Consider the following 24,753-nt stretch of genomic DNA (forward strand, 5'->3'; position numbering starts at 1 on the left):
CAAACGCTTTGTACTCCATTTAATCCAGCGGCTTTCACCAGCACAACTCCTGGTTCTGGAGGTGGCGCTATCACTTACCAATGGCAGATGAGTACAACGGGTTGTGGTTCTGGCTTCGCGGATATTGTTGGAGCGACTTCAGCTACTTATGATGCCCCGGCTGTGGCAGTAGTTACCTATTTCCGCAGAGTAGCTACTTCTACACTTAATGGCGTTCCATGTTCTGATAACAGTAATTGTTTGACAGTGACACCAAACGCTATAAATCCGGGAGAAATAGCAGGCATTCAAACGCTTTGTACTCCATTCAATCCAGCGGCTTTCACTAGCACAACTCCCGGTTCAGGAGACGGTGCTATCACTTACCAATGGCAGATGAGTACAACCGGATGTGGTTCTGGCTTTGCCGATATCGTTGGAGCGACTTCAGCTACTTACGATGCACCAGCTGTGGCAGTAATAACTTATTTCCGCAGAGTGGCTATTTCTACACTCAATGGCGTTCCATGTTCTGATAACAGTAATTGTTTGACAGTAACACCAAACGCTATAAATCCAGGAGAAATAGCAGGCAGCCAAACGCTTTGTACTCCATTTAATCCAGCGGCTTTCACCAGCACAACTCCTGGTTCTGGAGGTGGCGCTATCACTTACCAATGGCAGATGAGTACAACAGGTTGTGGTTCTGGCTTCGCAGATATCGTTGGAGCGACTTCGGCTACTTACGATGCGCCGGCTGTGGCAGTAGTTACCTATTTCCGCAGAGTGGCTACTTCTACACTCAATGGCGTTCCATGTTCTGATAACAGCAATTGTTTGACAGTAACACCAAACGACATTACTCCGGGTGTAATAGCAGGAGACCAAACCATTTGTTCTGGTGGTAATCCAGCAGCCTTTACCAGTACAACACCTGGTAGTACTACTGGTGGCGGTACAATTTCATACCAATGGCAAAGTGGTGAAGGAACCTGTGCTACGGCTACGTTCGCCAATATTGTTGGAGCTACTTCAGCAACTTACGATGTACCAGCCGGACTTTCTGTGACTACTTCTTACCGTCGTGTGGCAACTTCAACACTTAATGATGTTCCATGTTCAGATAACAGTAATTGTATAACAGTAACAATAATTAATGTAACTCCGGGTACTATTGCAGCCAGTCAAACGATTTGTTCAGGTGGTAATCCAGCAGCTTTTACTGAAACAGTATCGGCAGGAGGATCTAATCTTACCTATCAATGGCAAAGTGGCTTAGGCACGTGTGCTACGGCTACATTTAGCGATATCGTTGGAGCTACATCCGCTACTTATGATCCTCCGACTGGTTTGATGGCTACAACTTCCTATCGTCGGGTAGTGAATTCAACAGACGCTGAGTGTCCTGCAATCAGTAATTGTATAACTGTAACCGTAAATGATATTAGCCCGGGAGTGATAGCAGGCAGTCAAACGCTTTGTACTCCATTTAATCCAGTCGCTTTCACCAGCACAACTCCTGGTTCAGGAGGAGGTACCATCACCTATCAATGGCAGATGAGTACAACAGGTTGTGGTTCAGGTTTTACCGATATTGTTGGAGCTACTTCAGCTACTTATGATGCACCGGCTGTGACTGTAGTTACCTATTTCCGCAGAGTAGCTACTTCAACACTAAATGGTACTCCGTGTTATGATAACAGTAATTGTTTGACCGTAACACCAAATGCTATAAATCCGGGTGTGATAGCAGGCAGTCAAACGCTTTGTGCTCCATTTGATCCTGTGGCTTTCACCAACACAACTCCTGGTTCAGGAGATGGTGCCATCACATACCAATGGCAAATGAGTACAACAGGTTGTGGTTCAGGCTTTGCTGATATCGTTGGAGCTACTTCAGCTACTTACGATGCGCCAGCGGTGGCAGTAGTTACCTATTTCCGCAGAGTGGCTACTTCAACACTGAATGGTGTTCCTTGTTCTGACAACAGCAATTGTTTGACAGTAACTCCGGAATCAATAAATCCAGGAGAAATAGCAGGCAGTCAAACGCTTTGTGCTCCATTTGATCCGGTGGCTTTCACCAGCGTAACTCCTGGTTCAAACGGTGGTGTTATCACCTACCAATGGCAGATGAGTACAACAAATTGTGAATCAGGCTTTACCGATATTGTTGGAGCTACTTCAGCTACTTATGATGCACCAGCTGTGACTGTAACAACCTATTTCCGCAGAGTAGCTACTTCAACACTAAATGGTACTCCGTGTTATGATAACAGTAATTGTTTGACGGTTACTGCGAGTCCATCTCCAATTTTAATGATTACAAATCCTCAATCAGTTTGTTCTCCATTAACAGTTGATTTAACTGCTGCTGCAGTGACTGCAGGAAGCACACTATATGGAGCAACATTGAGTTATTGGCAAGATCCAGCTGCAACAATGGCATTAGCAAATCCGAATGCAGTTGCAATGTCCGGAACTTATTATATAAAAGCGACAACAACAGATGGTTGTTTTGATATAGAGCCAGTTACTGTATTAATTGAATCTTGTGATCAAGAAGGATGTACTTTAGGATACTGGAAAAATCACACCGACAGATGGTGTCCAGCTTATACCCCTTCGATGTTGTTTGGCAGTGTGTTTGTAAATGCACCATCAGAACTCGCTAGTTTAACTTTATTAGAAGCTTTAAATTTAGGTGGTGGAAACATTTATAATTTAGCACGTCAAGGTGTAGCAGCATTATTGAACGCTTGTAGCGATGAAGTTACTTATCCTGCGCCTTACGGTGATAATCCTCAATTGGTAATAAATGCTGTTAATGCGGCATATTTAACTGGAGGAAAAGCGCCAGGCAGATTGGCAACCCAATTGGATATTCTTAATAATTCAGGTTGTCCTTTAGGCGGAACTCCAGCTACGATTGTTAATACAAGTGCAGGTGCAGAAGAAGCTGATTTCACAATGTCTCCTGTACCATTCAGAGAAGAGATCACTATTCGTTATAATTTTGATTACAAAACAGATGCTACAATAGAAATATTAGATGCCTCAGGTAATTTGATAATGACTTATGATGATCGAGACGCTTACTTTAATAAAGAAGTGACATTGAACCCTAATTTGAATCACAGAGATGTACAATTACTCTTTGTAAAAGTGATTACGAATAAAGGTTTCACTGTTAAAAAAATAATTTCTACAAAATAATTTAATTAATTTAATTACAAAGAGGCTGTCTGAAAAGGCAGCCTCTTTTATTTTACAAAATTTTTGAATTGATTCAAAACTAAAATTATTTTGTAGATTTTATGAATGGTACTTTTCTGGAATTTCTGCGTGAGGGATAGAAACCTTTGTTTTCTTTCTTTAAGAAAACAAAGATTTAGCGGATAGCCCGACCCTTGTGGTCACGCCAAAATACTATTGATGCTCTCTGTAATATTTACAAATGGAATTGATAGGACATTCAGGGCATTTGGGTGTCGGGCGACATATTTCTCTTCCTAAAAAGGAAATGGCCATACCAATTTCGCCCCAAATTTCTTTAGGCAAAATTTGCATGAGTTGTTTTTCGGCTTTAATACCGTCTTTGGTTTCGGTGATTAGTCCAATTCTTGGTGCTACTCGAATGACGTGTAAATCTGCTATAATACCTTCGACAGGAACTTTTGCTTCGCGCATAATAACATTGGCCGATTTACGTCCGATGCCTTTTAAAGCCGTTAAACCATCCATGGTAAGCGGAATATTTTTGTCTTTTTTGATGGTTTGCGCAATTTCCAATAACCATTTGGCTTTGGTACCGAAATTCCTGACTCCTGAAATGTGGGGTATCAATGCGTCTACATTCGAAACGGCCAGACTTTCCATGTTTGGATAAGCTTCAAACAGGGCAGGAGCAATTTTATTGATATGGGCATCGGAGTCCTGAGCTGAAAGGACAACCATGACGACAAGTTGGTATAAATTGTGATAGTCTAACGGATGTTTTTTGTCTTTGTATTTCGTTAGAATTGGTTCAAGTTTTTTAGCCCAATCATTGGAAGTTTCAAATAAATCCATAGCATTATTTTTCTTTAAAGTCTACGGATAATGAATTGACGCAATACCGTGTTCCAGTTGCTGTTGGTCCATCGTCAAAAACATGACCGAGATGACTGCCACAATTAGCACAAACAATTTCGGTGCGTATCATGCCATGGGTGTTGTCTTTTATATATTTGATTTTTCCGGGAATGGATTCGTCAAAGGACGGCCAGCCGCAATGGGCATCAAACTTGGAGTTACTCTCGAATAAAGGTTCTCCGCAGGCACCGCAACAATAGGTTCCTTTTTCAAAAACCAGGTTGTATTTGCCTGAATGTGGTGCTTCGGTTCCTTTTTGGCGAAGAATTCTGTATTTTTCTTCTCCTAATTCGGATTTCCATTGTTCTTCGGATTTTTCTAGTGGATAGGTCATTTTTTTTCTGGTATAAATTTAACGGATACGGAATTGGTACAAAAACGTTTGCCGGTGGTTTCAATTGGACCATCGTCAAAAACATGGCCTAAATGTCCGCCGCAACGGGCACAATTGACTTCGGTTCTGGTCATTCCAAAGGTGTTATCGGTGTGATAAGTAACGGAACCTTTAATGGCTTTATCAAAAGAAGGCCAGCCACAGTCGGAATGAAACTTGGCATCGGAATGAAACAATACATTACCGCAAGCTACACATACATAGGTTCCTTTTTCGAAAGTATTTACATATTCGCCTGTAAAGGCTCGTTCAGTTCCTTTTTTTCGCAGTACTTCATATTGTTCGGGTGCGAGTTCTTTTTTCCACTCCGCATCTGTTTTTTGGATTTTAGTAGTCACTGGTTTCTTTTTTTCTTGCCCCTGACAGCTTACTATTGAAAGCATGAGGGTGAATAAGATTAGAACCTTTTTCATAATTTAATTTATTTAGTAATGAAATTTATTACCTTTTTAATCACTTGATGATCACCTAGAATCTTACGATGACCTAAACCTTTGGTTAACATTAATTCTCCGTTTTTCAACTGTTGGTGAATATGAATTCCGGCTTTTACGGGAACTTCATAATCGTTTTCATCATGAATGACTAATACCGGAATCTCAATTTCTTTTGCAGCTATATACGCAGAATAACTGTCCATGGTTTCTCCAAATTGGTTTTCGAAGCGTATTCTTAAAAGATTACTTATTTCCGGTTTGAGTTGTAATTTTGCTACAAAATCATCCATGATATCCTGAACTTTATCGCCACTTCCGATGATTGCGAGATGTTTTAATTTCAATCCTCTTTTGATAGCATTTAATAAAGTCATTCCTCCTAAAGAATGTCCGATTGCGGCTTCGAACGGACCATGCTTTTTTTGAATTTCTAATACCGATGCAATAAATTCGGTCATTATAGTTGTTTTTCCCGATGACTTTCCGTGAGCTGGAGCATCGAAACTGATAGTTGAATAACCTGATTTTACTAATTCATCAGCAAATTTCACCAATTGTGTCCCCCGACCGGACCATCCATGAACCAATAATATTTTTTTATCACTTTTCCCATATTGATAAACGACCACTTCCTTGTTTATACTTGGAATTTTCAGTAATTCCTGTTGGCTATTTTTATCCATTTCCAATTCCCGTTTTGGAATTTTATGCTTGATAGGTGTGGTAAATAATTTAGCTGCAAAAAGAGTTACTAATTTAGGAGACAGGAATTGCAGTGTTTTTGCAATATAAATAATAGGTTTCGGAACTTGAATGGCTTGTTCTTTTTTTGATTTCAATGGAAATGATTTTTACGGATAAAAAATAGACTGCAAGTTAATTTATTAATCATTTTATTTTAAGTTTTCAAGTATTAAATAAAACTTAAAAAGAGACAAAATAAATTTAATCAATTTTTCGTTTAGAATAGATAAATAAGCAGACTTAAAAAGGAAATGTTTGATATGATTATTTTTTTACTAAAAAAACATAAAATTAAATGCGAAAAAGTTACATAATTACGATATTGACAGATAAATAAATAGTTGTAAATTTACATCAACAAAATAATAAATAATTATCATTATGAAAAAACGTATTATATTTCTATCAATTTGTGTAATGTTTTCAGTGGTTTCGTGTACCACTAAAAATCCATTTACAGGAAAAAACAATTTAAATTTTGTTTCAAACGACCAATTATTTCCAAGTTCTTTTCAACAATACGGAACGTTTTTGAAAGAAAATAAAGTAGTTACCGGAACTGTAGATTCAAGAAGAGTGGAAACAGTGGGTATGAAAATTAAAAATGCTGCCGAAAAATATCTGAATGCCAATGGATATCAGGGATATTTGAAGGATTATCAATGGGAATATAAATTAGTGGACAATAAAGAAGTAAATGCCTGGTGTATGCCTGGTGGAAAAATTGTTTTCTATACAGGAATTTTACCTATTACTAAGGATGATGCCGGAATGGCGACCGTTATGGCGCATGAAGTAGCACATGCTTTAGCAAATCATGGTGCACAACGTATGAGTGCTGGTCAATTGCAACAATTAGGTGCTGTTGGTATTGGCGTTGCAACTGGTGGACAAAGCGAAGAAAGACAAAAAATGTGGCAACAATATTATGGTTTGGGTTCTTCCTTAGGAGTAATGTTGCCATTTAGCAGAAATCATGAAAGTGAAGCGGATATGATAGGATTAAAATTAATGGCAATTGCAGGATATAATCCAGACAATGCTATAGTTTTTTGGCAAAGAATGTCAGCTAATGCAGGAGGTGCTAAGCCGCCGGAATTTTTGAGTACGCACCCGTCTGATGCTACCAGAATTGCAAAATTAAAAAGTCTGATCCCGGAAGCAAAAGCTGAAGCGAAAAAATTCGGAGTTATTTATAAATAAAAAGAAAAAATACTATCTTCGGAGCTGCCTAATTAGGCAGCTTTTTTTATATCTAATAGTTAAATTATTTATGGCAAATCTTGAAAAAGGAAGTAAAAAATTATTAAATGCCTGGGCATTTTATGATTGGGCAAATTCAGTATATAGTTTGGTAATCGCTTCCGCCATTTTTCCGATTTTCTATGGTGCGCTTTTTAAAATGGAAGGTTATTTACATATTGATGTGTTTGGAACAACCCTCAAAAGCACTGCATTAATCAGTTTTGTGACAGCCGCGGCTTTTTTGATGGTGGCATTCATGTCTCCTTTATTGTCCGGAATTGCAGATTATATCGGAAATAAAAAATTATTCTTGAAATTCTTCTGTTATTTGGGATCCCTCTCTTGTATTGGATTGTATTGGTTTAGTCTGGAACATATTTACATCAGTTTACTTTTTTACTTTTTTGGATTGATTGGTTTTTGGGGAAGCCTGGTTTTTTACAACTCATATTTACCAGATATTGCCTTTCCGGAGCAACAGGATAAGGTCAGCGCAAAAGGATATTCTATTGGATATATTGGAAGTGTTTTATTGTTGATTATTAACTTAGCGATGGTAATGAAACCTGACTTTTTTGGAATTACGGGTTCCGATGGAGAAGCAAGTATCAAAGCCATGCGTTACTCATTCGTCATGGTTGGCATTTGGTGGATTGTCTTCAGCCAGTACACTTATTATTATTTACCCAAAGGAAACAAAGGACATAAAGTTACAAAAGCAGTAGTTTTCAATGGATTTAGGGAACTTAAAAAAGTATGGCATCTTCTTGAAGAAAATATTTCTTTAAAAAGATATCTGATAAGTTTTTTTGTTTATAGTATGGCAGTACAAACAGTAATGTTGATTGCAACCTATTTTGGGGAACAGGAAATTACCTGGAAAACAGATAGCGAGAAAACCACAGGATTAATTATCAGTATTTTATTGATTCAATTGGTAGCAGTTTTGGGAGCAATTCTGACTTCAAAAGCTTCTGAAAAATTTGGAAATATTCCCACTTTGATATTTATTAATTGCATTTGGGTTGTATTATGTACTGCAGCATATTTCTTGACCTTGCCAATCCATTTCTATATTACGGCCGCCTTCGTAGGGTTAGTAATGGGTGGAATTCAGGCGCTTTCCAGATCGACATATTCAAAAATGCTGCCCAAAACAAATGATACCGCGTCTTTCTTTAGTTTTTATGATGTTTCCGAAAAAATAGGAATTGTAATTGGAATGTGCATCTACGGAATTATCGACCAAGTAACTGGAAGTCCAAGATTTGCAATCGTATTTTTAGCCGTATTTTTTATTATTGGAATTATTCTATTAAATAGGGTTCCAAAAAAAATATTGGTTAAAGCATAAAAATAATTTATATTTGAACAAAATAAACTTTTCAAAAACCCAAAAATGAAAAAAATAAAATTGATTACTGCTGTATTAGTATTTTTTGCAGCTTTTAATTTGACTTCATGTGATAATGAACCTATTGATCCTGCAATTGATTTGAATAATGGCGGAAATACCGGAGGTGGAGGAACTTCATCAGGAGATTATTGGCCGGCAGCTTTAAACAATCAATGGGTTTTTAATTTAAACGGAGTGCAACAAGATCCACTGAAAATGGTTTCTATAAATGCCATTAATGGAAATACGTATTATACTTTTAATCATCAGACAGGTACAGGTGGCACAGGTACAGCAACCAGTGCAACATTAAGACTAAGAAAAACTAATGGAGATTATTATATAAAAGTTGAAGATATCGTTACTCCGGCGCAAGCAGGTATGCCAGGATCGACAACTACTGGTTCAGAAACGATTCTTTTGAAAGACTATTTAGCTGTTGGTGGTACATGGACTAGCAGTTATAATCAGACAACAACGTATACTGATCCTTCATTTCCAGTCATTACTTTAAATTTTGTGATTGAAGCATCAATTATGGAAAAAAATATTTCTTTAACTGTTAATGGAGCTGTTTATACAGATGTCATTAAAGTTAAATATGTGCAAAATGTTACTAGTTTTGGACAAACTTCTTCTTCTATAAATTATTATTGGTTTTCAAAAAATGTTGGGCCAATTAAAATAACCAATGAATTTGGTACAGATACTTACAATCAGGAATTGGTTTCCTATATTTTAAATTAAGCATTACAATTTATATAAAAAGAACCTGAACAGTTGTTCGGGTTTTTTTATGGCATAAAGATTGTCTATTTAAAGCATGTATTAAATTAGTATGCGATCCACCGATTTTCATCAAAATTATTGTTCAGTTGTGCTATATTTGTTACCCATTTGCAAATTTCTAACGTCAAAATGACTTAATTTATACTATGTCACACCACAAGATACTAACCCTTGACAATTTGTCATTACAAGAATTCGATACTGATGCCGAATTAATTCCACTTTTGACACCAGAAGACGAAGAGGAAATGAATAATGAAGAACTACCTGCTTCATTACCTATTTTGCCATTGCGAAATACCGTTTTGTTTCCCGGCGTCGTTATTCCAATTACAGCTGGAAGAGACAAATCTATTAAATTGATAAATGATGCCAATGCTGCCGGAAAAATCATAGGCGTAGTGGCTCAAAAAAATGAAGTAGACGAAGATCCTACAAAGAATGACATTCATAACGTCGGAACTGTAGCGAGAATTCTTCGTGTATTGAAAATGCCAGACGGTAATATTACCGTTATTCTTCAAGGTAAAAAACGATTCGAAATTGATTCTGTAATTTCGGAAAGCCCTTATATTACTGCCAATATTAAAGAAGTTTCTGAAAAAAGACCAGGAAAAAAGGATATAGAATTTTTGGCCATCATTGAATCTGTAAAGGAATTAGCAATACAGATTATTAAGGAAAGTCCAAATATTCCAACCGAAGCCACTTTTGCTATCAAAAATATTGAAAGTCATTCGTTTCTAATCAATTTTGTTTCATCCAATATGAATTTATCGGTTGAAGAGAAACAAAACTTACTGATGATCAGCAACCTGAAAGAAAGAGCTTTAGAAACCCTGCGTTTTATGAATTTAGAGTTGCAAAAACTCGAATTAAAAAACGATATCCAGTCCAAAGTCCGTTTCGATTTAGACCAACAACAACGGGAATACTTTTTGCAACAGCAAATGAAAACCATCCAGGAAGAATTGGGCGGTGCTTCACAAGAAGAGGAAATGGATGAAATGCTTCAAAAGTCATTGACCAAGAAATGGGATGAAAAAACCGAAAAACATTTCGTCAAAGAATTGGCTAAAATGCGCCGGATGAATCCGCAAGCGCCTGATTTTGGTATTCAAAGAAATTATTTAGACTTGTTTTTAGAATTGCCCTGGAATGAATATTCTAAAGACAACTTTGATTTAAAACGGGCACAGAAAATTCTGGACCGAGATCATTTTGGATTAGAAGACGTAAAGAAAAGAATGATAGAGCATTTGGCAGTTTTAAAATTGCGAAATGATATGAAATCACCTATAATCTGTTTAACAGGACCTCCGGGAGTCGGAAAAACATCTATCGGGAAATCCGTTGCAGAAGCATTAGGCAGAAAATATGTTAGAATTTCTTTGGGCGGTTTGCGGGACGAAGCCGAAATTCGTGGTCATAGAAAAACCTATATTGGGGCAATGTCAGGAAGAATCATTCAAAGTTTGAAAAAAGCCGGAACCTCAAATCCAGTTTTTGTTTTGGATGAAATCGATAAATTATCTGTTAGTAATCAAGGCGATCCATCTTCCGCATTATTGGAAGTTTTAGATCCGGAACAAAACAATTCGTTTTACGACAATTTTCTGGAAATGGGATATGATTTGTCGAAAGTGATGTTCATTGCGACTTCTAATAATATGTCAGCGATTCAACCAGCCTTAGTCGACAGGATGGAAGTCATAAAAATGTCTGGCTATACCATTGAAGAAAAAGTAGAAATTGCCCGTCAGCATTTGTTTCCAAAACAATTAAAAGAGCACGGATTAACTTCGAAAGAATTAACTATCGGAAAAAAACAATTGGAAAAAATTGTTGAAGGATATACCCGTGAATCTGGTGTTCGTGGTTTAGAAGCAAAATTGGCTCAAGTCATTCGAAATGCAGCCAAATCTGTTGCAATGGAAGAAGAGTATAATAAAAAAGTAACCGACGAAGATATTATAAAAGTTTTAGGTGTTCCAAGATTAACAAGAGATAAATCTGAAAATAATGAAGTTGCCGGAGTGGTTACAGGATTGGCTTGGACAAGTGTTGGTGGAGATATCCTTTTTATAGAATCATTGATTTCTCCTGGAAAAGGAACTATGACCATAACTGGAAATTTAGGTACCGTAATGAAAGAATCGGCAACAATTGCTTTGGAATATATTAAATCCAATTCGGAACTATTAGGAATAAGTCCTGAAATATTACCAAAATACAATATCCATTTGCACGTTCCGGAAGGCGCAACACCAAAAGACGGACCAAGCGCCGGAATTGCTATGCTGACTTCTTTGGTTTCTCTTTTTACACAAAAAAGAGTTAAGAAAAACCTTGCCATGACAGGAGAAATTACCTTACGTGGAAAAGTGTTGCCTGTTGGCGGATTAAAAGAAAAGATTTTGGCTGCCAAAAGAGCGAACATCAAAGAAATTATTCTTTGCCACGAAAACAAAAGCGACATTGATGAAATAAAACAGGAATATATAGAAGGACTGACTTTTCATTATGTCAAGGAAATGAGCGATGTTTTGGCCATAGCCATAACGGAAGAGAAAGTTAAAAACGCAAAAGTGTTATAAATGAAAAACGGCTGAGAAATTAGCCGTTTTTTTTATTAAAAATAATATCTTCGCATTTGCGTTATACAATGCAGAAATAACAATTATGGCTGGAAAATTCTTATATGCTTTCTTATTTTTATATAGTACCGTATCTTATGGTCAAATAGGAGGTAAATCAGTTTATCAGTTTCTGAATTTAGTTACCTCGCCACGACAAGCTGCTTTGGGCGGGAAAACCATCACGATTTATGATGATGATGTAAATCAGGCGCACTTTAATCCGGCAACTATTAATGCTGAAATGGACAACCATCTGGCATTGAATTACGGAAGTTATTTTGGTGAAGTTTCTTACGGAACCGCTTCCTATGCTTATACTTACGACCGACACTTGCAAACTTTTCAAGCCGGAGTCAATTATGTAAACTACGGTAAATTTGACGGAAGAGATGAAAACGGAACTGCAACTTCTGAGTTTACAGGAAGCGAAATTGCCCTTTCTTTCGGTTATGCTTACAATATTCCATTTACAGATATTCATGTCGGAGCCAATGCAAAATTGATTTCGTCGACTTTAGAAAGCTATAATTCTTTTGGCGGTGCCATGGATTTGGGTGCTTTGTATATTGATGAATATAACGGCATCAATTATGCTTTAGTAGTGAGAAATATCGGGACACAATTCACCGCATATTCAGAAACAAAGGAGCAATTACCGTTAGAAGTGATGGCTGGAATTTCTCAACAATTAGAAAATGTACCCATTCGCTGGCATCTGACTTTGGAAAATTTACAACAATGGAATATAGCTTTTTCTAATCCGGCTCGTGCCGAAGGTTCTATAGACGGCGGTTCGACTGAGGAAAAAGTATCGTTTTTTAACAATGCATTGCGTCATGTGGTGCTTGGGGCTGAGTTGTTTCCCACAAAAGGGTTTAATATTCGTTTGGGATATAATTTCAGAAGAGCGGAAGAATTAAGAATTTTAGAGCAACGAAATTTCTCCGGAATCTCGTTAGGAATTGGCTTAAAGGTCAGTAATCTGAAGTTCAATTATTCCTATTCAAGATATACTTTAGCGGCAAACACGAGTTTGTTTGGTTTAACGATTAACTTTCAATAATACATTTTGGACAAAAAAATTACTATAGCTATTGACGGATTTTCGTCAACTGGAAAAAGCACCTTAGCCAAACAATTGGCCAATGCATTAGGTTACGTTTATGTGGATACCGGCGCAATGTATCGTGCGGTTACTTTATTTGCAATGCAAAACGGTTATATTGCTGCTGATTTTTTCGATAAAGAAACTTTAATAGCAAGTTTGCCTTTTATCCATTTGCAATTCAAATTCAATCCTGATTTGGGTTTTGCCGAAATGTACCTCAATGAAACCAATGTTGAAAAAGAAATCAGAACCATAGCAGTTTCTAATTTTGTAAGCAAAGTGGCCGAAGTTTCCGAAGTTCGCGCCAAATTGGTCGAACAACAAAAACAAATGGGCAAAGACAAAGGTCTGGTTATGGATGGCAGGGACATAGGAACCGTTGTTTTTCCGGATGCAGAACTCAAAATATTTATGACCGCCAGTGCGCAAACCCGTGCACAAAGACGTTATGATGAACTTAAAGAAAAAGGCGATGATATTTCCTTTGAAGAAGTGCTTAAAAACGTAGAAGAAAGAGATTACATTGATACTCATAGAGTTGACTCTCCCTTAGTAAAAGCTGACCATGCGATTGAAATTGACAATTCTCATCTTACAAGAGAAGAACAATTTGATAAAGTTTTAGCATTAGTAAATAGTATTCAATAATTTGTTGATAATATCTTCAATTTTAATTTGAATATCTTAATTTATTGTTAGTTTTACCGACTCGAAAATTTACATTTTATAAAATAAAATATTATGAGTATTAAATATCGTCTGACATTGATGAGCTTTCTTCAATTTTTTGTTTGGGGGGCTTGGCTTATCACGGTTGGAAATTATTGGTTTGCAACCAAACAATGGAGTGGAGCGGAATTTGGAGCTATTTTTTCAACTTTAGGACTTTCTTCAATAATAATGCCGGCACTAACTGGAATCATTGCTGACCGGTTTTTAAATGCAGAAAAATTATACGGAATTTTACATATTATTGGCGGACTATTTATTGCTTATTTGCCGCAAGTAGAGAATCCCGGAGATTTCTATTGGGTAATTTTTGGAGCAATGATGTGTTATATGCCTACGATTTCATTATCGAATTCGGTGGCTTACAATATATTGAAGAATAATAACTATGATGTAATAAAAGTATTCCCGCCGATTCGTGTTTGGGGTACAATAGGATTCATTGTTGCGATGTGGATTACCAATTTATCTGGTAACAAAGCATCGGCAAATATGTTTTACATTTCTGCTTTTGCTGCAATTGTTTTGGGGATTTATTCCTTTACATTGCCTAAATGTCCTCCTCAAAAACTAATTGATGAAGATGCTTCATTTGCCAAGAAATTAGGATTAGATGCTTTCAAATTATTTGGAACCTATAAAATGGCTTTGTTTTTTATCTTCTCTATGTTTTTGGGCGGTGCGTTACAATTGACAAACATGTATGGCGATACCTATTTGTCTGAATTTGCTAATGTTCCTCAATATGCAGATTCATTTGTGGTAAAATACTCCACCATAATTATGTCGATTTCTCAAATATCTGAAACATTGTTTATATTGGCAATTCCATTTTTCTTGAAAAAATTTGGAATCAAGCAAGTAATGTTAATTAGTATGTTGGCCTGGGTATTGCGTTTTGGATTGTTTGCCTATGGAGATCCGGCTGGAGGATTATGGATGATAGTTTTGTCTTGTGTAGTATACGGAATGGCATTTGATTTCTTTAATATTTCGGGTTCTCTTTTTGTAGAAACCACCACTGATCCTAAAATCCGTTCCTCGGCTCAAGGATTGTTTATGATGATGTCTAATGGTTTCGGTGCTTTCTTTGGAGGCATAATTAGTGGGACAATCATTGATATGTTTTTTACACACGACGGAAAAAGAGACTGGCATAATATCTGGCTTTCCTTTGCAATTTATGCGATGGTAATCGCAATTGCATTTGCAGTTATGTTTAAACACAAACATGATCCAAAGGCGTTGGAGAATGTAACTCATTAAGAAAATAGATTTATAAAATATACCCGATAGGATTTCTAAACCTATCGGGTTTTTTATTGCCTGACAATCAATACAAAACTTAAAATAGCCCCGATAGTAGCGGTATCCTTTTTTCAAGGTGATTTTTCTTCGCCTTGAAAAAAGATACAAGTGGATAGCGGGAACAGGATTTCTAAAAATGCCCGAGCTATTCGCTTCTGATAATCAAGGCATTACTTTTTTTGGATTAATTATTTTGATATTGAAAAAAAACTTGACAAATCGATATAGATGTATTACCTTTGCAAACCTTTTGGTGAATAAGAGTTTCCATTAGGGTTCAACGAATTACACAAACAACTTCTGTTGTTTTCTATCACATGATGAAACTCGAGAAAATACAGAATACAAATTTTTTATCAGATATGTCTGAATCATTAAAATCACAAGAGCAGTTTTTAGCAGAATTTAACTGGCACAACTTCGAAGAAGGTATTGATGCTGTTGATACTAAAAACTTGCAAGAATTTGAAGAATTAGTATCAAAAACTTTTATTGATACTGATCAGGAAGAAGTAGTAGAAGGTACTGTAGTAAGAATTACAGACAGAGACGCTATTGTTGACATTAACGCAAAATCGGAAGGTGTTATTTCTTTAAACGAATTCCGTTACAATCCAAACTTAAAAGTAGGTGACAAAGTAGAAGTATTAATTGACATCCGTGAGGATAAAACAGGTCAATTGGTATTGTCTCACAGAAAAGCACGTACTATCAAATCTTGGGATAGAGTTATTTCGGCTAACGAAACAGGAGAAATCGTTAATGGTTTTGTAAAATGCAGAACTAAAGGTGGTATGATCGTTGACGTTTTCGGAATTGAAGCTTTCTTACCAGGATCTCAAATTGATGTTAAACCAATTAGAGATTACGATGTATATGTAAACAAAATGATGGAATTTAAAGTTGTGAAAATCAACCACGAATTCAAAAACGTTGTTGTTTCTCATAAAGCGCTTATTGAAGCGGATATTGAAGTACAGAAAAAAGAAATTATCGGTCAATTACAAAAAGGACAAGTATTAGAAGGTGTTGTTAAAAACATTACTTCTTATGGTGTGTTCATTGACTTAGGTGGTGTAGATGGATTAATCCACATTACTGACCTTTCTTGGAGCAGAATCAATCACCCAAGTGAAGTTCTTGAATTAGACCAAAAATTGAATGTTGTTATTCTTGACTTTGATGATGAGAAAACAAGAATTCAATTAGGTTTAAAACAATTGAACGCTCACCCATGGGATGCTTTGAATGCTGACTTAAAAGTTGGTGATAAAGTAAAAGGTAAAGTAGTTGTAATCGCTGATTACGGTGCATTTATTGAAGTTGCTGAAGGTGTTGAAGGTTTAATCCACGTTTCTGAAATGTCTTGGTCTACGCACTTGCGTTCGGCTCAGGATTTCGTAAAAGTTGGTGATGTTGTTGATGCAGTTATCTTGACTTTAGACAGAGATGACCGTAAAATGTCATTAGGTATCAAACAATTGTCTCAAGATCCTTGGACTGATATCACTTCTAAATACCCAGTAGGTTCTAAACATACAGGTATCGTTAGAAACTTTACAAACTTTGGAATTTTCGTAGAATTAGAAGAAGGTATCGACGGATTGATTTATATCTCTGACTTATCTTGGACTAAGAAAATCAAACATCCATCTGAATTTGTAAACGTTGGTGAAAAACTTGACGTTGTAGTATTAGAATTAGATGTTGAAGGACGTAAATTATCTTTAGGTCACAAACAAACTACGGCTAATCCTTGGGATCAGTATGAAGATTCATTCGCTGTTGGAACTATCCACAACGGAGAGATTTCTGAAATCGTTGACAAAGGAGCTACTGTAGAATTCGGAGATGATATCGTTGCTTTCATTCCTACACGTCACCTTGAAAAAGAAGACGGAAAGAAATTGAAAAAAGGTGATTCAGCTGATTTCAAAGTAATCGAATTTAACAAAGAATTCAAAAGAGTAGTTGCGTCTCACACAGCTATCTTCCGTGAAGAAGAAGAGAAAAATGTGAAAGCAGTTACTGAGAATACAAGTTCATCATCTAACAACAATGCATCTGCATCTACATTAGGAGATAACAATGATATTCTTGCTGAATTGAAAGCTAAAATGGAAAAAGGAGGAAAATAATCTTCTTTAATTCTTTTTAAATATAAAAGCCTCACAGTAATGTGGGGCTTTTTGCTTTTGGGATGATGGCAGATTTCATAGAGATTCCTTAATGAGAGCGAGATTCCTCCTTCGTCGGAATGACAAGTTTGCTTGATTTGTGTTGCGGTATGTTATTCTTTAAATCCTATCCATTTTGTGATTCCGACGAAGGAGGAATCTCTGCGTTGTTATTCTCTAAAGACCTATTTTAAACCATTTTCTCCACCACAATCAATTCATTTTGCTGTTCGACTCTCGGAATGGTTCTGATTTTAAACTCTTTTTCATCAAAATCATTTAGGTAGCGAAGATTTCGGATGTTATCTGATTCTTTCAAAATCATCGTATTAAACAAGATGAATCCTTTTGTTTTTAAAAGAGAACCTATTCTCTCAATGAACACTTTTTCAAATAAAAAATCAGGCATTGTAGTGTCCTGGAAAATATCAACAATAATTAGATCATATTTAGCGTTGGTTTTAAGAACATATGCATAAGCGTCCTCAATCACAATATCAAGATTGGGTATTTCTTTGAGTTTGAAATATTCGTTGGCCATTTTTATAATGTCGGGATCAATCTCAACGCCGGTTATTTTTCCTTTATAATGTATTTCATCGGTTAAAGTTTTGATGACACTTCCTCCAGCAACACCAAGAACGAGAATGTCTTGCATAGCTACAATGGTTTCAAAACCTATAGATTTTAGTCCTTTTCTCAAAATTCGCTGCAGACTGCCATAGGAATAATTGGTATTTTTCGAATCCAATACCAATTCACCATTTGCCCAGGTAATTTCAAGCGTTTTGCTTACGGCAGATTTTTTCTGATAAATATTTATAGGAATAAGATAACTAAGCAGCTTTTTGAGCATTATACTTTTTTTACCAAAAATAAGAGATTAATGTTACTTTTACACAAAATTATCAGGAATGAAGAAGCTAATTTATAAATGGATATTTTTTCGATTGATGGGATGGAAAATCGTCGGGATAGTTGATGAAAATATCAAAAAATCTATCATGATGGTTGTTCCCCATACCAGTTGGCATGATTTCTATCTGGGTATTTTTACCCGCGGAATTTTGGGTGTTGAAATCAATTGGGTTGGAAAAAAGGAATTATTTCGGTTTCCTTTTGGATGGTATTTTAAATACATGGGAGGCGCGCCACTAGATCGAATGGGCGGTTTGAATAAAGTAGATGCGATTGCAGAAGTTTTCAAAAAGAAAGCTGTATTTCGTCTGGGGATTGCTCCGGAAGGAACCCGTAAAAAGGTAACAGAATTAAAAACCGGTTTTTATTATATTGCTATGAAAGCCAATGTGCCCATTATTCCTGTTGCATTCGATTATGGTAAAATGGAAATCCGTTTTGGTAATCCATTTTATCCGACAGGAAATCTTGAAGCCGATATGAAAATCATATCCAATTATTTTGTGGGTACCAAGGGTAAAATTCCAGAGAACAGTTTTGAAGGGTAATAAAAATTAGTTGCCAGGTTTATAATCTTTAAAAGTTCCGTTTTTATAAAATATCACAATTTTATCAATTTCATTAGAGGTTGATGAGATTGTGATATTTTCGTTTGCAAAAGATTTTTTTATTTCTACGGGATTTTTTTCCAAAGGCTTTTCAATGTCACTGAATAAATCTTCAGCAGTTTCATTTTTGAATGTTGGAGCAGGAGCATTTATTTTTTTTTCGTTCTCAATAAGGATATTATTTTCTCCGGCACTTTTTGGAAAATGTCCTTTTCCATTCAAAATCCAATACAAATCTACCTCGGGAAAAACTTCCAAAATCTTTAGAATGAAATCAAGACTCGGCTTGTTTCTGCCCGAAAGGAGGTGAGACAAACTGGAACGTTGTACGCCAATTTTATCCGCAAATGCAGAAGCGTTCAGACTGTAATAATCCAATATAACTTCTAATCTTTTAATAAAATCCTCTGTGTTTACCATTGTAAATAACGTATTTAATGACCGAGTTACAAATGTAATTAAAAAGAATGAGATTAACTAAATTACAGATGTAAATTGAGTTAATACAGAAATAATTACTAATCTAATAGTTTAGCTATTAGTATCTAAAAGTCTGATAATGTATTATTTGATTATATTAAAATAAATAGATGACAATTGTCAACTACTATGTAGTCAAAGGTCTTTGAATAGATAAAGGAGTAGTTTACATTGTTAAACAAATCGATTGTTTTCGATGTTTACAATTGTAAATACAAAGATGTTTACTTTTGTAAAACCAAAAAATACAGCATGGATTTCGAGTTATTGTACAGTCAATTTAAAGAACAAAGTTTGCACGGGAGATATATTACTTTAAGCGATATTGAGCCCTTATTGCATAAGTTGGATGTGAAAGGCCGCGTTAAAATTATAGGACAATCGGTTCTTGAAAAACCAATTTATCAGGTCGAAATAGGGACCGGAAAAACACGAATTTTGCTTTGGTCACAAATGCATGGGAATGAAAGTACCACGACAAAAGCGCTTTTTGATTTTCTGAATTTGCTGAATAGTGATTCTGAAATTGGAAATGACTTGTTGAATAATTTTACTTTTTGTTGTTTGCCGATGTTAAATCCGGACGGCGCATTGCTTTATACAAGAGAAAATGCGAATAAAGTGGATCTAAACAGAGACTCCCAGGCGTTGTTACAACCGGAAAGTAAGCTGCTGCGAGCCGTTTTTGAACGCTTTAAACCACATTATTGTTATAATTTACATGATCAGCGTACCATTTTCGGGACTGAAAACACCAATAAACCTGCAACTGTTTCGTTTTTAGCGCCTTCTTATAATGAAGAACGGGAAGTTAACGAAGTTCGAATGAAAGCGATTGATGTTATTGTAGCGATGAACGAAACATTACAACACTATATTCCAAATCAAGTAGGGAGATTTGATGATTCTTTTAATATCAATTGCATTGGCGATACCTTTCAGTCTCTAAATGTCCCCACCATTTTGTTCGAGGCGGGTCATTTTCCTAAAGATTATGATAGAGAAGAGACCAGGAAATATGTTTTTATAGCATTACTATCTGGTTCTCAGTTTCTTTCGAGAAGCACAATAGTTAGCAACAGAATGACTGATTATTTGAATATTCCTCAAAATAAGGTGAGTTTTTATGACTTTGTTTATAAAAATGTCAAAATTAATTATGATAATACCGAAATAATTACGAATTTTGCAGTTCAATACAAAGAGGAATTAATAGGTAATCAGCTTTGTTTCAACGCTTATATTGTTGAAATTGGTGATTTAAAAGGATATTCAGGTCATTATGAATATGATGCGCAACAAGCTTTATATCAAGATGAAAATGATAGTATTCCGAAATTAAATAAAAAAGCAGATTTTTATTTAGGAAAAAATATTAAAATTGTTAATGGATTGATAAAAACGTAACTTTTTTATGTTTTTTAGCTTTAAAAACACTTTCTTTGTACTTTGTTTGAGTAATTATAGTACACAATAAATTTAAATATTTTATGAGCAAGTTTCGTTTAGATGAAGTCGATCACCAAATTTTGGACATGTTGATTGATAATACAAGAGTTCCATTTACAGATATCGCAAAAAAGTTGTTGATTTCTGCAGGAACAGTACACGTGAGAGTTAAGAAAATGGAAGATGCAGGGATTATCATGGGTTCTTCATTAACACTTGATTATGAAAAATTAGGCTATTCATTTATTGCGTATGTAGGTGTTTTTCTTAATAATACTTCTCAGACTAAATTTGTTTTAGAGCGTATAAATGAAATTCCTTATGTAACTGTAGCACACATAACTACCGGAAAATTTAATATTTTTTGTAAAATCAGAGCAAAAGACACTAAACATGCCAAAGACGTTATCTTTATGATTGACGATATCGAAGGTGTTTACAGAACAGAAACTATGATTTCATTAGACGAAAGTATTAATGATAAAAAACGTTTGATGCATACCATTTTCAAAAATATGTAATCATACTTTGATTACAATTCATAAACCTCATTTGCCATTGGTAAATGAGGTTTTTTTTATTAAATTAGTTTTTTAAAAAAGATAAAAATGAAATCAGACCAATTACCTGTAAATGAATATGCTACTTATTATACTGGCTATATTCAAGCTTTGGAAAATGTAGAATTAATTGAAGAATTAGAAATTTGTGTGCATGAATTTATCAAGTTTGTGCAAAACATTCCAATGGATAAATTTGATTATCGGTATGCGGAAGGAAAATGGACTATCAAAGATATTATTCAACATTTAATTGATGCGGAGCGTATTTTTAGTTACCGCGCTTTACGGATTTCAAGAAATGATAAAACACCATTGCCGGGTTTTGATGAAAATTTCTACGTCGATAATACTAATGCGAATGACCGAAGTATTCAGGATTTACTGACTGAACTTGCAGTAGTAAGACAATCTACGTTATCACTTTATAAAAGCTTTACGCAAGAGCAATTAGCAAGACTTGGAACAGCTTCAGATAAAGAAGTATCTGTTCGTGCTATAGGATTTATCATTATTGGACACCAAAAACACCATCAAAAGATTTTTGAAGAAAGATATTTGTAATTTATTTTAAGAATTCAGACCAGATTTTGAGTTTGTTTTCAAAAGACATGGTATTTGCTGGACTGGTTGAAGGCATTACATAATAAGTAATGCCTTGAATTTGTCCGAACTTTTTCAGGAAATATTTATGGCTTTCTTTACCATTAAAAACGATTTTTTTGATGGAGGGGAATTCTTTAAAAAGACTTTCAAAATCGTTTACGATGTGATTTTTGCTGTGGATATCCAAGCTTCCTTTTCTTTCACAATTTTCTAAAACATCCCACAAACCAATTTTATTGCTTTGAAGAATCTTTACTTTTTCTTCAAAAACTTCAGAAACAGGCAAATTATCGAATAAAGTATACATAATTCGCCAGAAATGATTGTGATTGTATCCGTAATATTCTTGTTTGGCCAGTGAAGTCGCGCCTGGCATAGTTCCCAAAATCAAAATTTCGGTTTCTGAATTGATAATAGGAGGAAAGGAGGTAGTCATATTAAATAACTTTTGTTTCATTGGTTTCTTTTTCGATTATTGCCAATCCAATTCTTAATTTATCATAAGAAATCTTTTCTTCAAAATAATCAAAATAAGGTTTTAACGCATTTGGTGATTCCATTTTGATTTGTGCTGCTGCAATTTTTGAAACTTCATCATCAGAAACAAATTCACTTAAATCAACAGCATGGCCATCAATATATAATTTCGCCATATGGGAAATGATCGTTGGAACGCCTAATTTTCTTTTCAAAGCAATGGCTTCAGCAGAAAGTCCGCTTTGATACAATTCTAATGTTTCTTTATAGGTGTTTCCCTCTTTTTTGTCCCGAGGCTTCGGGATTACAGCTTTATTTTTTTGAAAATCAATAATGGCTTTAACAAAAGCATCACCATATTTTTCGAGTTTTGCTTTCCCAACACCGTCGATAGTGATTAATTCTTCGTCGCTCATGGGCCTTTTGGTTTCCATTTGGCGTAAAGCAGCATCGCTAAAGATAATATAAGCAGGAACGTCTTCTTCTTTGGCAATTTCATAACGAAGCTTTCTAAGCGTCTCAAAAAGCAAATTGGTGACTGTTTTACTTTTTGGTTCTTTGATTTCCGATTTATCAATGCTGATTTTTTTGACGGTCGTAAGTTGTACTTTTTCGCCTTCAAACAGTACTTTTTTGGCAAATGCGGTTAATTTGATTTTATTTTGCTGATGAAAAGCAATTTCGCAATATCCTAAATTGATCAATTGAATTAAATATTGATTCCAATCATACCATGAAATATCAGTACCAATTCCGTATGTTTTTAGATTTTGATATTCTTTTTCATAAATAGAAGCATTCTTAGAACCTCGTAAAAAGTCAACGATTACAGGTAATGGCTCCGTTTCCTGCAATCGAATAATGGCTGACAAGGCTTTTTGAGCAATTATGGTTCCATCGAAAAAAGCAGGTGGATTTTTACAGATATCACAATTGCCACAATTTTCAGTGACCAATTCACCAAAATAGGAAAGCAATATTTTTCGGCGACAGCTCAAAGCATCCGCATATTGCTTCATTCTGTCGAGTTTTGCCAGCTGAACTTCGGAATTCAATCCTTCGGAAGCAAATTTTTGCAATTGGATGACATCGCCGTAGCTTTCGAATAATATAGTCTCAGATGGCAATCCGTCACGGCCGGCACGACCAATTTCCTGATAATAGCCTTCAATGTTTTTAGGTAAATTATAATGAATTACCCAACGTACATTCGATTTGTCGATTCCCATTCCAAAAGCAATGGTAGCACAAACCACCTGACAATCATCATTGATGAATTCGTCCTGGGTGTTGGATCTGATTTTATTGTCTAACCCTGCATGATAGGCTTTGGCATTAATTCCAATTTTTTGCAATTTTCCTGAAAGTTCCTCTGTAGTTTTTCTGCTCAAGCAATAAATAATTCCGGATTCGTTGGGTTTATCTTTAACAAAATCTATGATTTGTTTTACCCTGTCTAGTGCCGGGCGTACTTCTAAACTCAGATTTTTTCTGTCGAAAGAAGCAACAAATTGTTTTGGATTTTTTAAATTTAATTGAGAGCTAATGTCTTTACGCGTAGCTTTATCGGCAGTAGCAGTTAAAGCTAAGATTGGAGTAGAAGGGAAGCGATTTTTGAGATATCCCAAATTGGTATAAGCGGGACGAAAATCATGTCCCCAAGCCGAAATACAATGCGCTTCATCAACAGCAATAAGGCTAACGGTAAGTTGATTAAAAACTGTATCGAGATACGACAAACTTTCAGGAGCCACATAAACAAGCTTGACTTTATTGTCTTTTAGATTTTGAATGTGTGTTTGTTGTTCCGCTTCGGTTTGACTGCTGTTTATAAAACAAGCCTCAATGCCATTGGCTTTTAGACTATCAACCTGATCTTTCATCAAGGCGATAAGTGGCGAGATTACTATGGTAATTCCAGGGAAAACCAAAGCGGGCAATTGAAAACAGATTGATTTTCCGCCGCCTGTGGGCATGATTGCTAGTGTATCCTGACCAGAAAGAATGGTATTTATAATTTCTTCCTGATTGGGTCTGAATTTTTCGAAACCGAAACTTTCTTTTAATTTGGCGTGCAAAATTCGTGTTGTCATTTTGGCTTATATTATTGAAACTAAATTAATAAAAAAAGGAACCCAAAATGAGTTCCTTAAATATTTTTAATAAAGTTTAGTCTTCATCATCATCAGTATCTTCGTCGATAATATCAGAAGGATCAGTATCCTCGTCATCGTCAGCATCAAAATCTGGTTTATCTAAATTTTCGTCTTCCTCCTCGTCGTCGTCCATCGCATCTTCATCTTCAAGGTCAATTCCTTTTATGGCTTCTAATGGAACAACAATATCATCATCTTCATCAAAATTAATAATTCTGTCGGAAAGTTTAGTACTTATTTTTACCAAGAAAATGGTATCTTCAGTTTTCACTTCTACAGCTTCAATAGTTTCGTTTTTGTGATTTTTAAAACGAATGATATTCGAATCATCGTATCCGTCGGGAAATCGTTCTACTAATAATGTTAAAATTTCATTAGTCAATTTGGCGTAATCAACAATAACTCTTTTCATAAAAATTC

At 35.4% G+C, this 24,753-nt stretch carries 22 protein-coding genes; 13 read left to right on the plus strand and 9 right to left on the minus strand.

Annotation, left to right across the window (positions count from 1 at the left end; genetic code table 11):
• Positions 1 to 3,195 (plus strand): hypothetical protein (locus VI621_RS13395; RefSeq protein WP_324218912.1); only part of this gene is annotated, 3,195 nt, incomplete at its 5' end.
• A gap of 213 nt (positions 3,196 to 3,408) precedes the next feature.
• On the opposite strand, the gene VI621_RS13400 is transcribed toward VI621_RS13395, so the two are convergent.
• The 4 genes from VI621_RS13400 to VI621_RS13415 are packed head-to-tail and all read right to left on the minus strand — an operon-like array spanning position 3,409 to position 5,783.
• Positions 3,409 to 4,050 carry an endonuclease III gene (locus VI621_RS13400; protein WP_324218913.1) on the minus strand — a complete coding sequence of 214 codons (642 nt, stop codon included), beginning with the start codon at positions 4,048 to 4,050 and terminating at the stop codon, positions 3,409 to 3,411.
• A 4-nt stretch (positions 4,051 to 4,054) separates the two neighbouring features.
• Positions 4,055 to 4,447 (minus strand): peptide-methionine (R)-S-oxide reductase MsrB, encoded by a 393-nt coding sequence (msrB, locus tag VI621_RS13405; RefSeq protein WP_324218914.1) that lies wholly within the window; start codon positions 4,445 to 4,447, stop codon positions 4,055 to 4,057.
• Positions 4,444 to 4,920, minus strand: coding sequence for a peptide-methionine (R)-S-oxide reductase MsrB (gene msrB, locus VI621_RS13410; RefSeq protein ID WP_324218915.1), 477 nt, complete (start codon positions 4,918 to 4,920; stop codon positions 4,444 to 4,446). The genes msrB (VI621_RS13405) and msrB (VI621_RS13410) overlap by 4 nt, the downstream gene beginning before the upstream one ends.
• Positions 4,921 to 4,928: 8 nt before the next feature.
• The gene (locus VI621_RS13415; protein ID WP_324218916.1) at positions 4,929 to 5,783 is read right to left on the minus strand and encodes an alpha/beta hydrolase; all 855 of its coding nucleotides are present in this window, start codon (positions 5,781 to 5,783) and stop codon (positions 4,929 to 4,931) included.
• 286 nt (positions 5,784 to 6,069) lie between these two features.
• On the opposite strand from VI621_RS13415, the gene VI621_RS13420 reads away from it, so the two are divergent.
• From VI621_RS13420 to rpsA, 8 genes are all read left to right on the plus strand, one after another.
• Positions 6,070 to 6,891, plus strand: a complete 822-nt coding sequence (locus VI621_RS13420) for a M48 family metallopeptidase (RefSeq protein WP_324218917.1) — start codon at positions 6,070 to 6,072, stop codon at positions 6,889 to 6,891.
• A 70-nt stretch (positions 6,892 to 6,961) separates the two neighbouring features.
• Complete coding sequence (locus tag VI621_RS13425) at positions 6,962 to 8,287, plus strand: MFS transporter (protein ID WP_324218918.1); 1,326 nt, start codon at positions 6,962 to 6,964, stop codon at positions 8,285 to 8,287.
• A 45-nt stretch (positions 8,288 to 8,332) separates the two neighbouring features.
• Positions 8,333 to 9,076 (plus strand): hypothetical protein, encoded by a 744-nt coding sequence (locus tag VI621_RS13430; RefSeq protein WP_324218919.1) that lies wholly within the window; start codon positions 8,333 to 8,335, stop codon positions 9,074 to 9,076.
• Positions 9,077 to 9,264: 188 nt separating this feature from the next.
• Positions 9,265 to 11,715: an endopeptidase La gene (gene lon, locus VI621_RS13435; protein WP_324218920.1), complete on the plus strand. Its 2,451-nt coding sequence runs from the start codon at positions 9,265 to 9,267 to the stop codon at positions 11,713 to 11,715.
• Between the two features lie 85 nt (positions 11,716 to 11,800).
• The gene (porQ, locus tag VI621_RS13440; protein WP_324218921.1) at positions 11,801 to 12,820 is read left to right on the plus strand and encodes a type IX secretion system protein PorQ; all 1,020 of its coding nucleotides are present in this window, start codon (positions 11,801 to 11,803) and stop codon (positions 12,818 to 12,820) included.
• A 6-nt stretch (positions 12,821 to 12,826) separates the two neighbouring features.
• Positions 12,827 to 13,513, plus strand: a complete 687-nt coding sequence (gene cmk / locus VI621_RS13445) for a (d)CMP kinase (protein WP_324218922.1) — start codon at positions 12,827 to 12,829, stop codon at positions 13,511 to 13,513.
• Between the two features lie 93 nt (positions 13,514 to 13,606).
• On the plus strand, positions 13,607 to 14,860 hold the full coding sequence (locus VI621_RS13450) for a nucleoside permease (protein WP_324218923.1): 1,254 nt from the start codon (positions 13,607 to 13,609) through the stop codon (positions 14,858 to 14,860).
• Between the two features lie 404 nt (positions 14,861 to 15,264).
• A complete protein-coding gene (gene rpsA, locus VI621_RS13455; RefSeq protein WP_324218924.1) occupies positions 15,265 to 17,040 on the plus strand; it encodes a 30S ribosomal protein S1 in 1,776 nt (591 codons plus the stop codon).
• Positions 17,041 to 17,269: 229 nt separating this feature from the next.
• Here rpsA and VI621_RS13460 read toward each other — a convergent pair whose 3' ends face one another.
• Positions 17,270 to 17,935: a fused MFS/spermidine synthase gene (locus tag VI621_RS13460; protein WP_324218925.1), complete on the minus strand. Its 666-nt coding sequence runs from the start codon at positions 17,933 to 17,935 to the stop codon at positions 17,270 to 17,272.
• A gap of 58 nt (positions 17,936 to 17,993) precedes the next feature.
• On the opposite strand from VI621_RS13460, the gene VI621_RS13465 reads away from it, so the two are divergent.
• Entirely contained in the window at positions 17,994 to 18,545 is a 552-nt protein-coding gene (locus VI621_RS13465) for a 1-acyl-sn-glycerol-3-phosphate acyltransferase (protein ID WP_324218926.1), read from the plus strand.
• Positions 18,546 to 18,551: 6 nt separating this feature from the next.
• Here the strand turns inward: VI621_RS13465 and VI621_RS13470 are convergent, their stop codons facing one another.
• Positions 18,552 to 19,025 carry a helix-turn-helix transcriptional regulator gene (locus tag VI621_RS13470; protein ID WP_324218927.1) on the minus strand — a complete coding sequence of 158 codons (474 nt, stop codon included), beginning with the start codon at positions 19,023 to 19,025 and terminating at the stop codon, positions 18,552 to 18,554.
• A gap of 312 nt (positions 19,026 to 19,337) precedes the next feature.
• On the opposite strand from VI621_RS13470, the gene VI621_RS13475 reads away from it, so the two are divergent.
• From VI621_RS13475 to VI621_RS13485, 3 genes are all read left to right on the plus strand, one after another.
• Positions 19,338 to 20,492, plus strand: a complete 1,155-nt coding sequence (locus VI621_RS13475) for a M14 metallopeptidase family protein (protein WP_324218928.1) — start codon at positions 19,338 to 19,340, stop codon at positions 20,490 to 20,492.
• An 83-nt stretch (positions 20,493 to 20,575) separates the two neighbouring features.
• Complete coding sequence (locus VI621_RS13480; RefSeq protein ID WP_126745258.1) at positions 20,576 to 21,055, plus strand: Lrp/AsnC family transcriptional regulator; 480 nt, start codon at positions 20,576 to 20,578, stop codon at positions 21,053 to 21,055.
• Positions 21,056 to 21,142: 87 nt separating this feature from the next.
• Positions 21,143 to 21,658 carry a DinB family protein gene (locus tag VI621_RS13485; RefSeq protein ID WP_324218929.1) on the plus strand — a complete coding sequence of 172 codons (516 nt, stop codon included), beginning with the start codon at positions 21,143 to 21,145 and terminating at the stop codon, positions 21,656 to 21,658.
• A gap of 1 nt (position 21,659) precedes the next feature.
• On the opposite strand, the gene VI621_RS13490 is transcribed toward VI621_RS13485, so the two are convergent.
• The 3 genes from VI621_RS13490 to VI621_RS13500 form a co-directional block, all read right to left on the minus strand.
• Positions 21,660 to 22,157, minus strand: a complete 498-nt coding sequence (locus VI621_RS13490; protein WP_324218930.1) for a DNA-deoxyinosine glycosylase — start codon at positions 22,155 to 22,157, stop codon at positions 21,660 to 21,662.
• The gene (gene recQ, locus VI621_RS13495; RefSeq protein WP_324218931.1) at positions 22,138 to 24,270 is read right to left on the minus strand and encodes a DNA helicase RecQ; all 2,133 of its coding nucleotides are present in this window, start codon (positions 24,268 to 24,270) and stop codon (positions 22,138 to 22,140) included. Before recQ ends, VI621_RS13490 begins: the two co-directional genes overlap by 20 nt.
• Positions 24,271 to 24,346: 76 nt before the next feature.
• Complete coding sequence (locus tag VI621_RS13500) at positions 24,347 to 24,745, minus strand: DNA primase (protein ID WP_324218932.1); 399 nt, start codon at positions 24,743 to 24,745, stop codon at positions 24,347 to 24,349.
• Positions 24,746 to 24,753: the final 8 nt, after the last annotated feature.

It is taken from the genome of Flavobacterium sp. (assembly GCF_035292545.1).
Classification (GTDB): domain Bacteria; phylum Bacteroidota; class Bacteroidia; order Flavobacteriales; family Flavobacteriaceae; genus Flavobacterium.

Bases quoted from the DNA above. Each gene is read 5' to 3' on its own strand.
- VI621_RS13400 (WP_324218913.1), bottom strand. From the start codon at position 4,050: ATGGATTTATTTGAAACTTCCAATGATTGGGCTAAAAAACTTGAACCA.
- msrB (WP_324218914.1), bottom strand. From the start codon at position 4,447: ATGACCTATCCACTAGAAAAATCCGAAGAACAATGGAAATCCGAATTA.
- msrB (WP_324218915.1), bottom strand. From the start codon at position 4,920: ATGAAAAAGGTTCTAATCTTATTCACCCTCATGCTTTCAATAGTAAGC.
- VI621_RS13420 (WP_324218917.1), top strand. From the start codon at position 6,070: ATGAAAAAACGTATTATATTTCTATCAATTTGTGTAATGTTTTCAGTG.
- VI621_RS13425 (WP_324218918.1), top strand. From the start codon at position 6,962: ATGGCAAATCTTGAAAAAGGAAGTAAAAAATTATTAAATGCCTGGGCA.
- VI621_RS13430 (WP_324218919.1), top strand. From the start codon at position 8,333: ATGAAAAAAATAAAATTGATTACTGCTGTATTAGTATTTTTTGCAGCT.
- lon (WP_324218920.1), top strand. From the start codon at position 9,265: ATGTCACACCACAAGATACTAACCCTTGACAATTTGTCATTACAAGAA.
- porQ (WP_324218921.1), top strand. From the start codon at position 11,801: ATGGCTGGAAAATTCTTATATGCTTTCTTATTTTTATATAGTACCGTA.
- VI621_RS13450 (WP_324218923.1), top strand. From the start codon at position 13,607: ATGAGTATTAAATATCGTCTGACATTGATGAGCTTTCTTCAATTTTTT.
- rpsA (WP_324218924.1), top strand. From the start codon at position 15,265: ATGTCTGAATCATTAAAATCACAAGAGCAGTTTTTAGCAGAATTTAAC.
- VI621_RS13460 (WP_324218925.1), bottom strand. From the start codon at position 17,935: ATGCTCAAAAAGCTGCTTAGTTATCTTATTCCTATAAATATTTATCAG.
- VI621_RS13465 (WP_324218926.1), top strand. From the start codon at position 17,994: ATGAAGAAGCTAATTTATAAATGGATATTTTTTCGATTGATGGGATGG.
- VI621_RS13470 (WP_324218927.1), bottom strand. From the start codon at position 19,025: ATGGTAAACACAGAGGATTTTATTAAAAGATTAGAAGTTATATTGGAT.
- VI621_RS13475 (WP_324218928.1), top strand. From the start codon at position 19,338: ATGGATTTCGAGTTATTGTACAGTCAATTTAAAGAACAAAGTTTGCAC.
- VI621_RS13480 (WP_126745258.1), top strand. From the start codon at position 20,576: ATGAGCAAGTTTCGTTTAGATGAAGTCGATCACCAAATTTTGGACATG.
- VI621_RS13485 (WP_324218929.1), top strand. From the start codon at position 21,143: ATGAAATCAGACCAATTACCTGTAAATGAATATGCTACTTATTATACT.
- VI621_RS13490 (WP_324218930.1), bottom strand. From the start codon at position 22,157: ATGAAACAAAAGTTATTTAATATGACTACCTCCTTTCCTCCTATTATC.
- recQ (WP_324218931.1), bottom strand. From the start codon at position 24,270: ATGACAACACGAATTTTGCACGCCAAATTAAAAGAAAGTTTCGGTTTC.
- VI621_RS13500 (WP_324218932.1), bottom strand. From the start codon at position 24,745: ATGAAAAGAGTTATTGTTGATTACGCCAAATTGACTAATGAAATTTTA.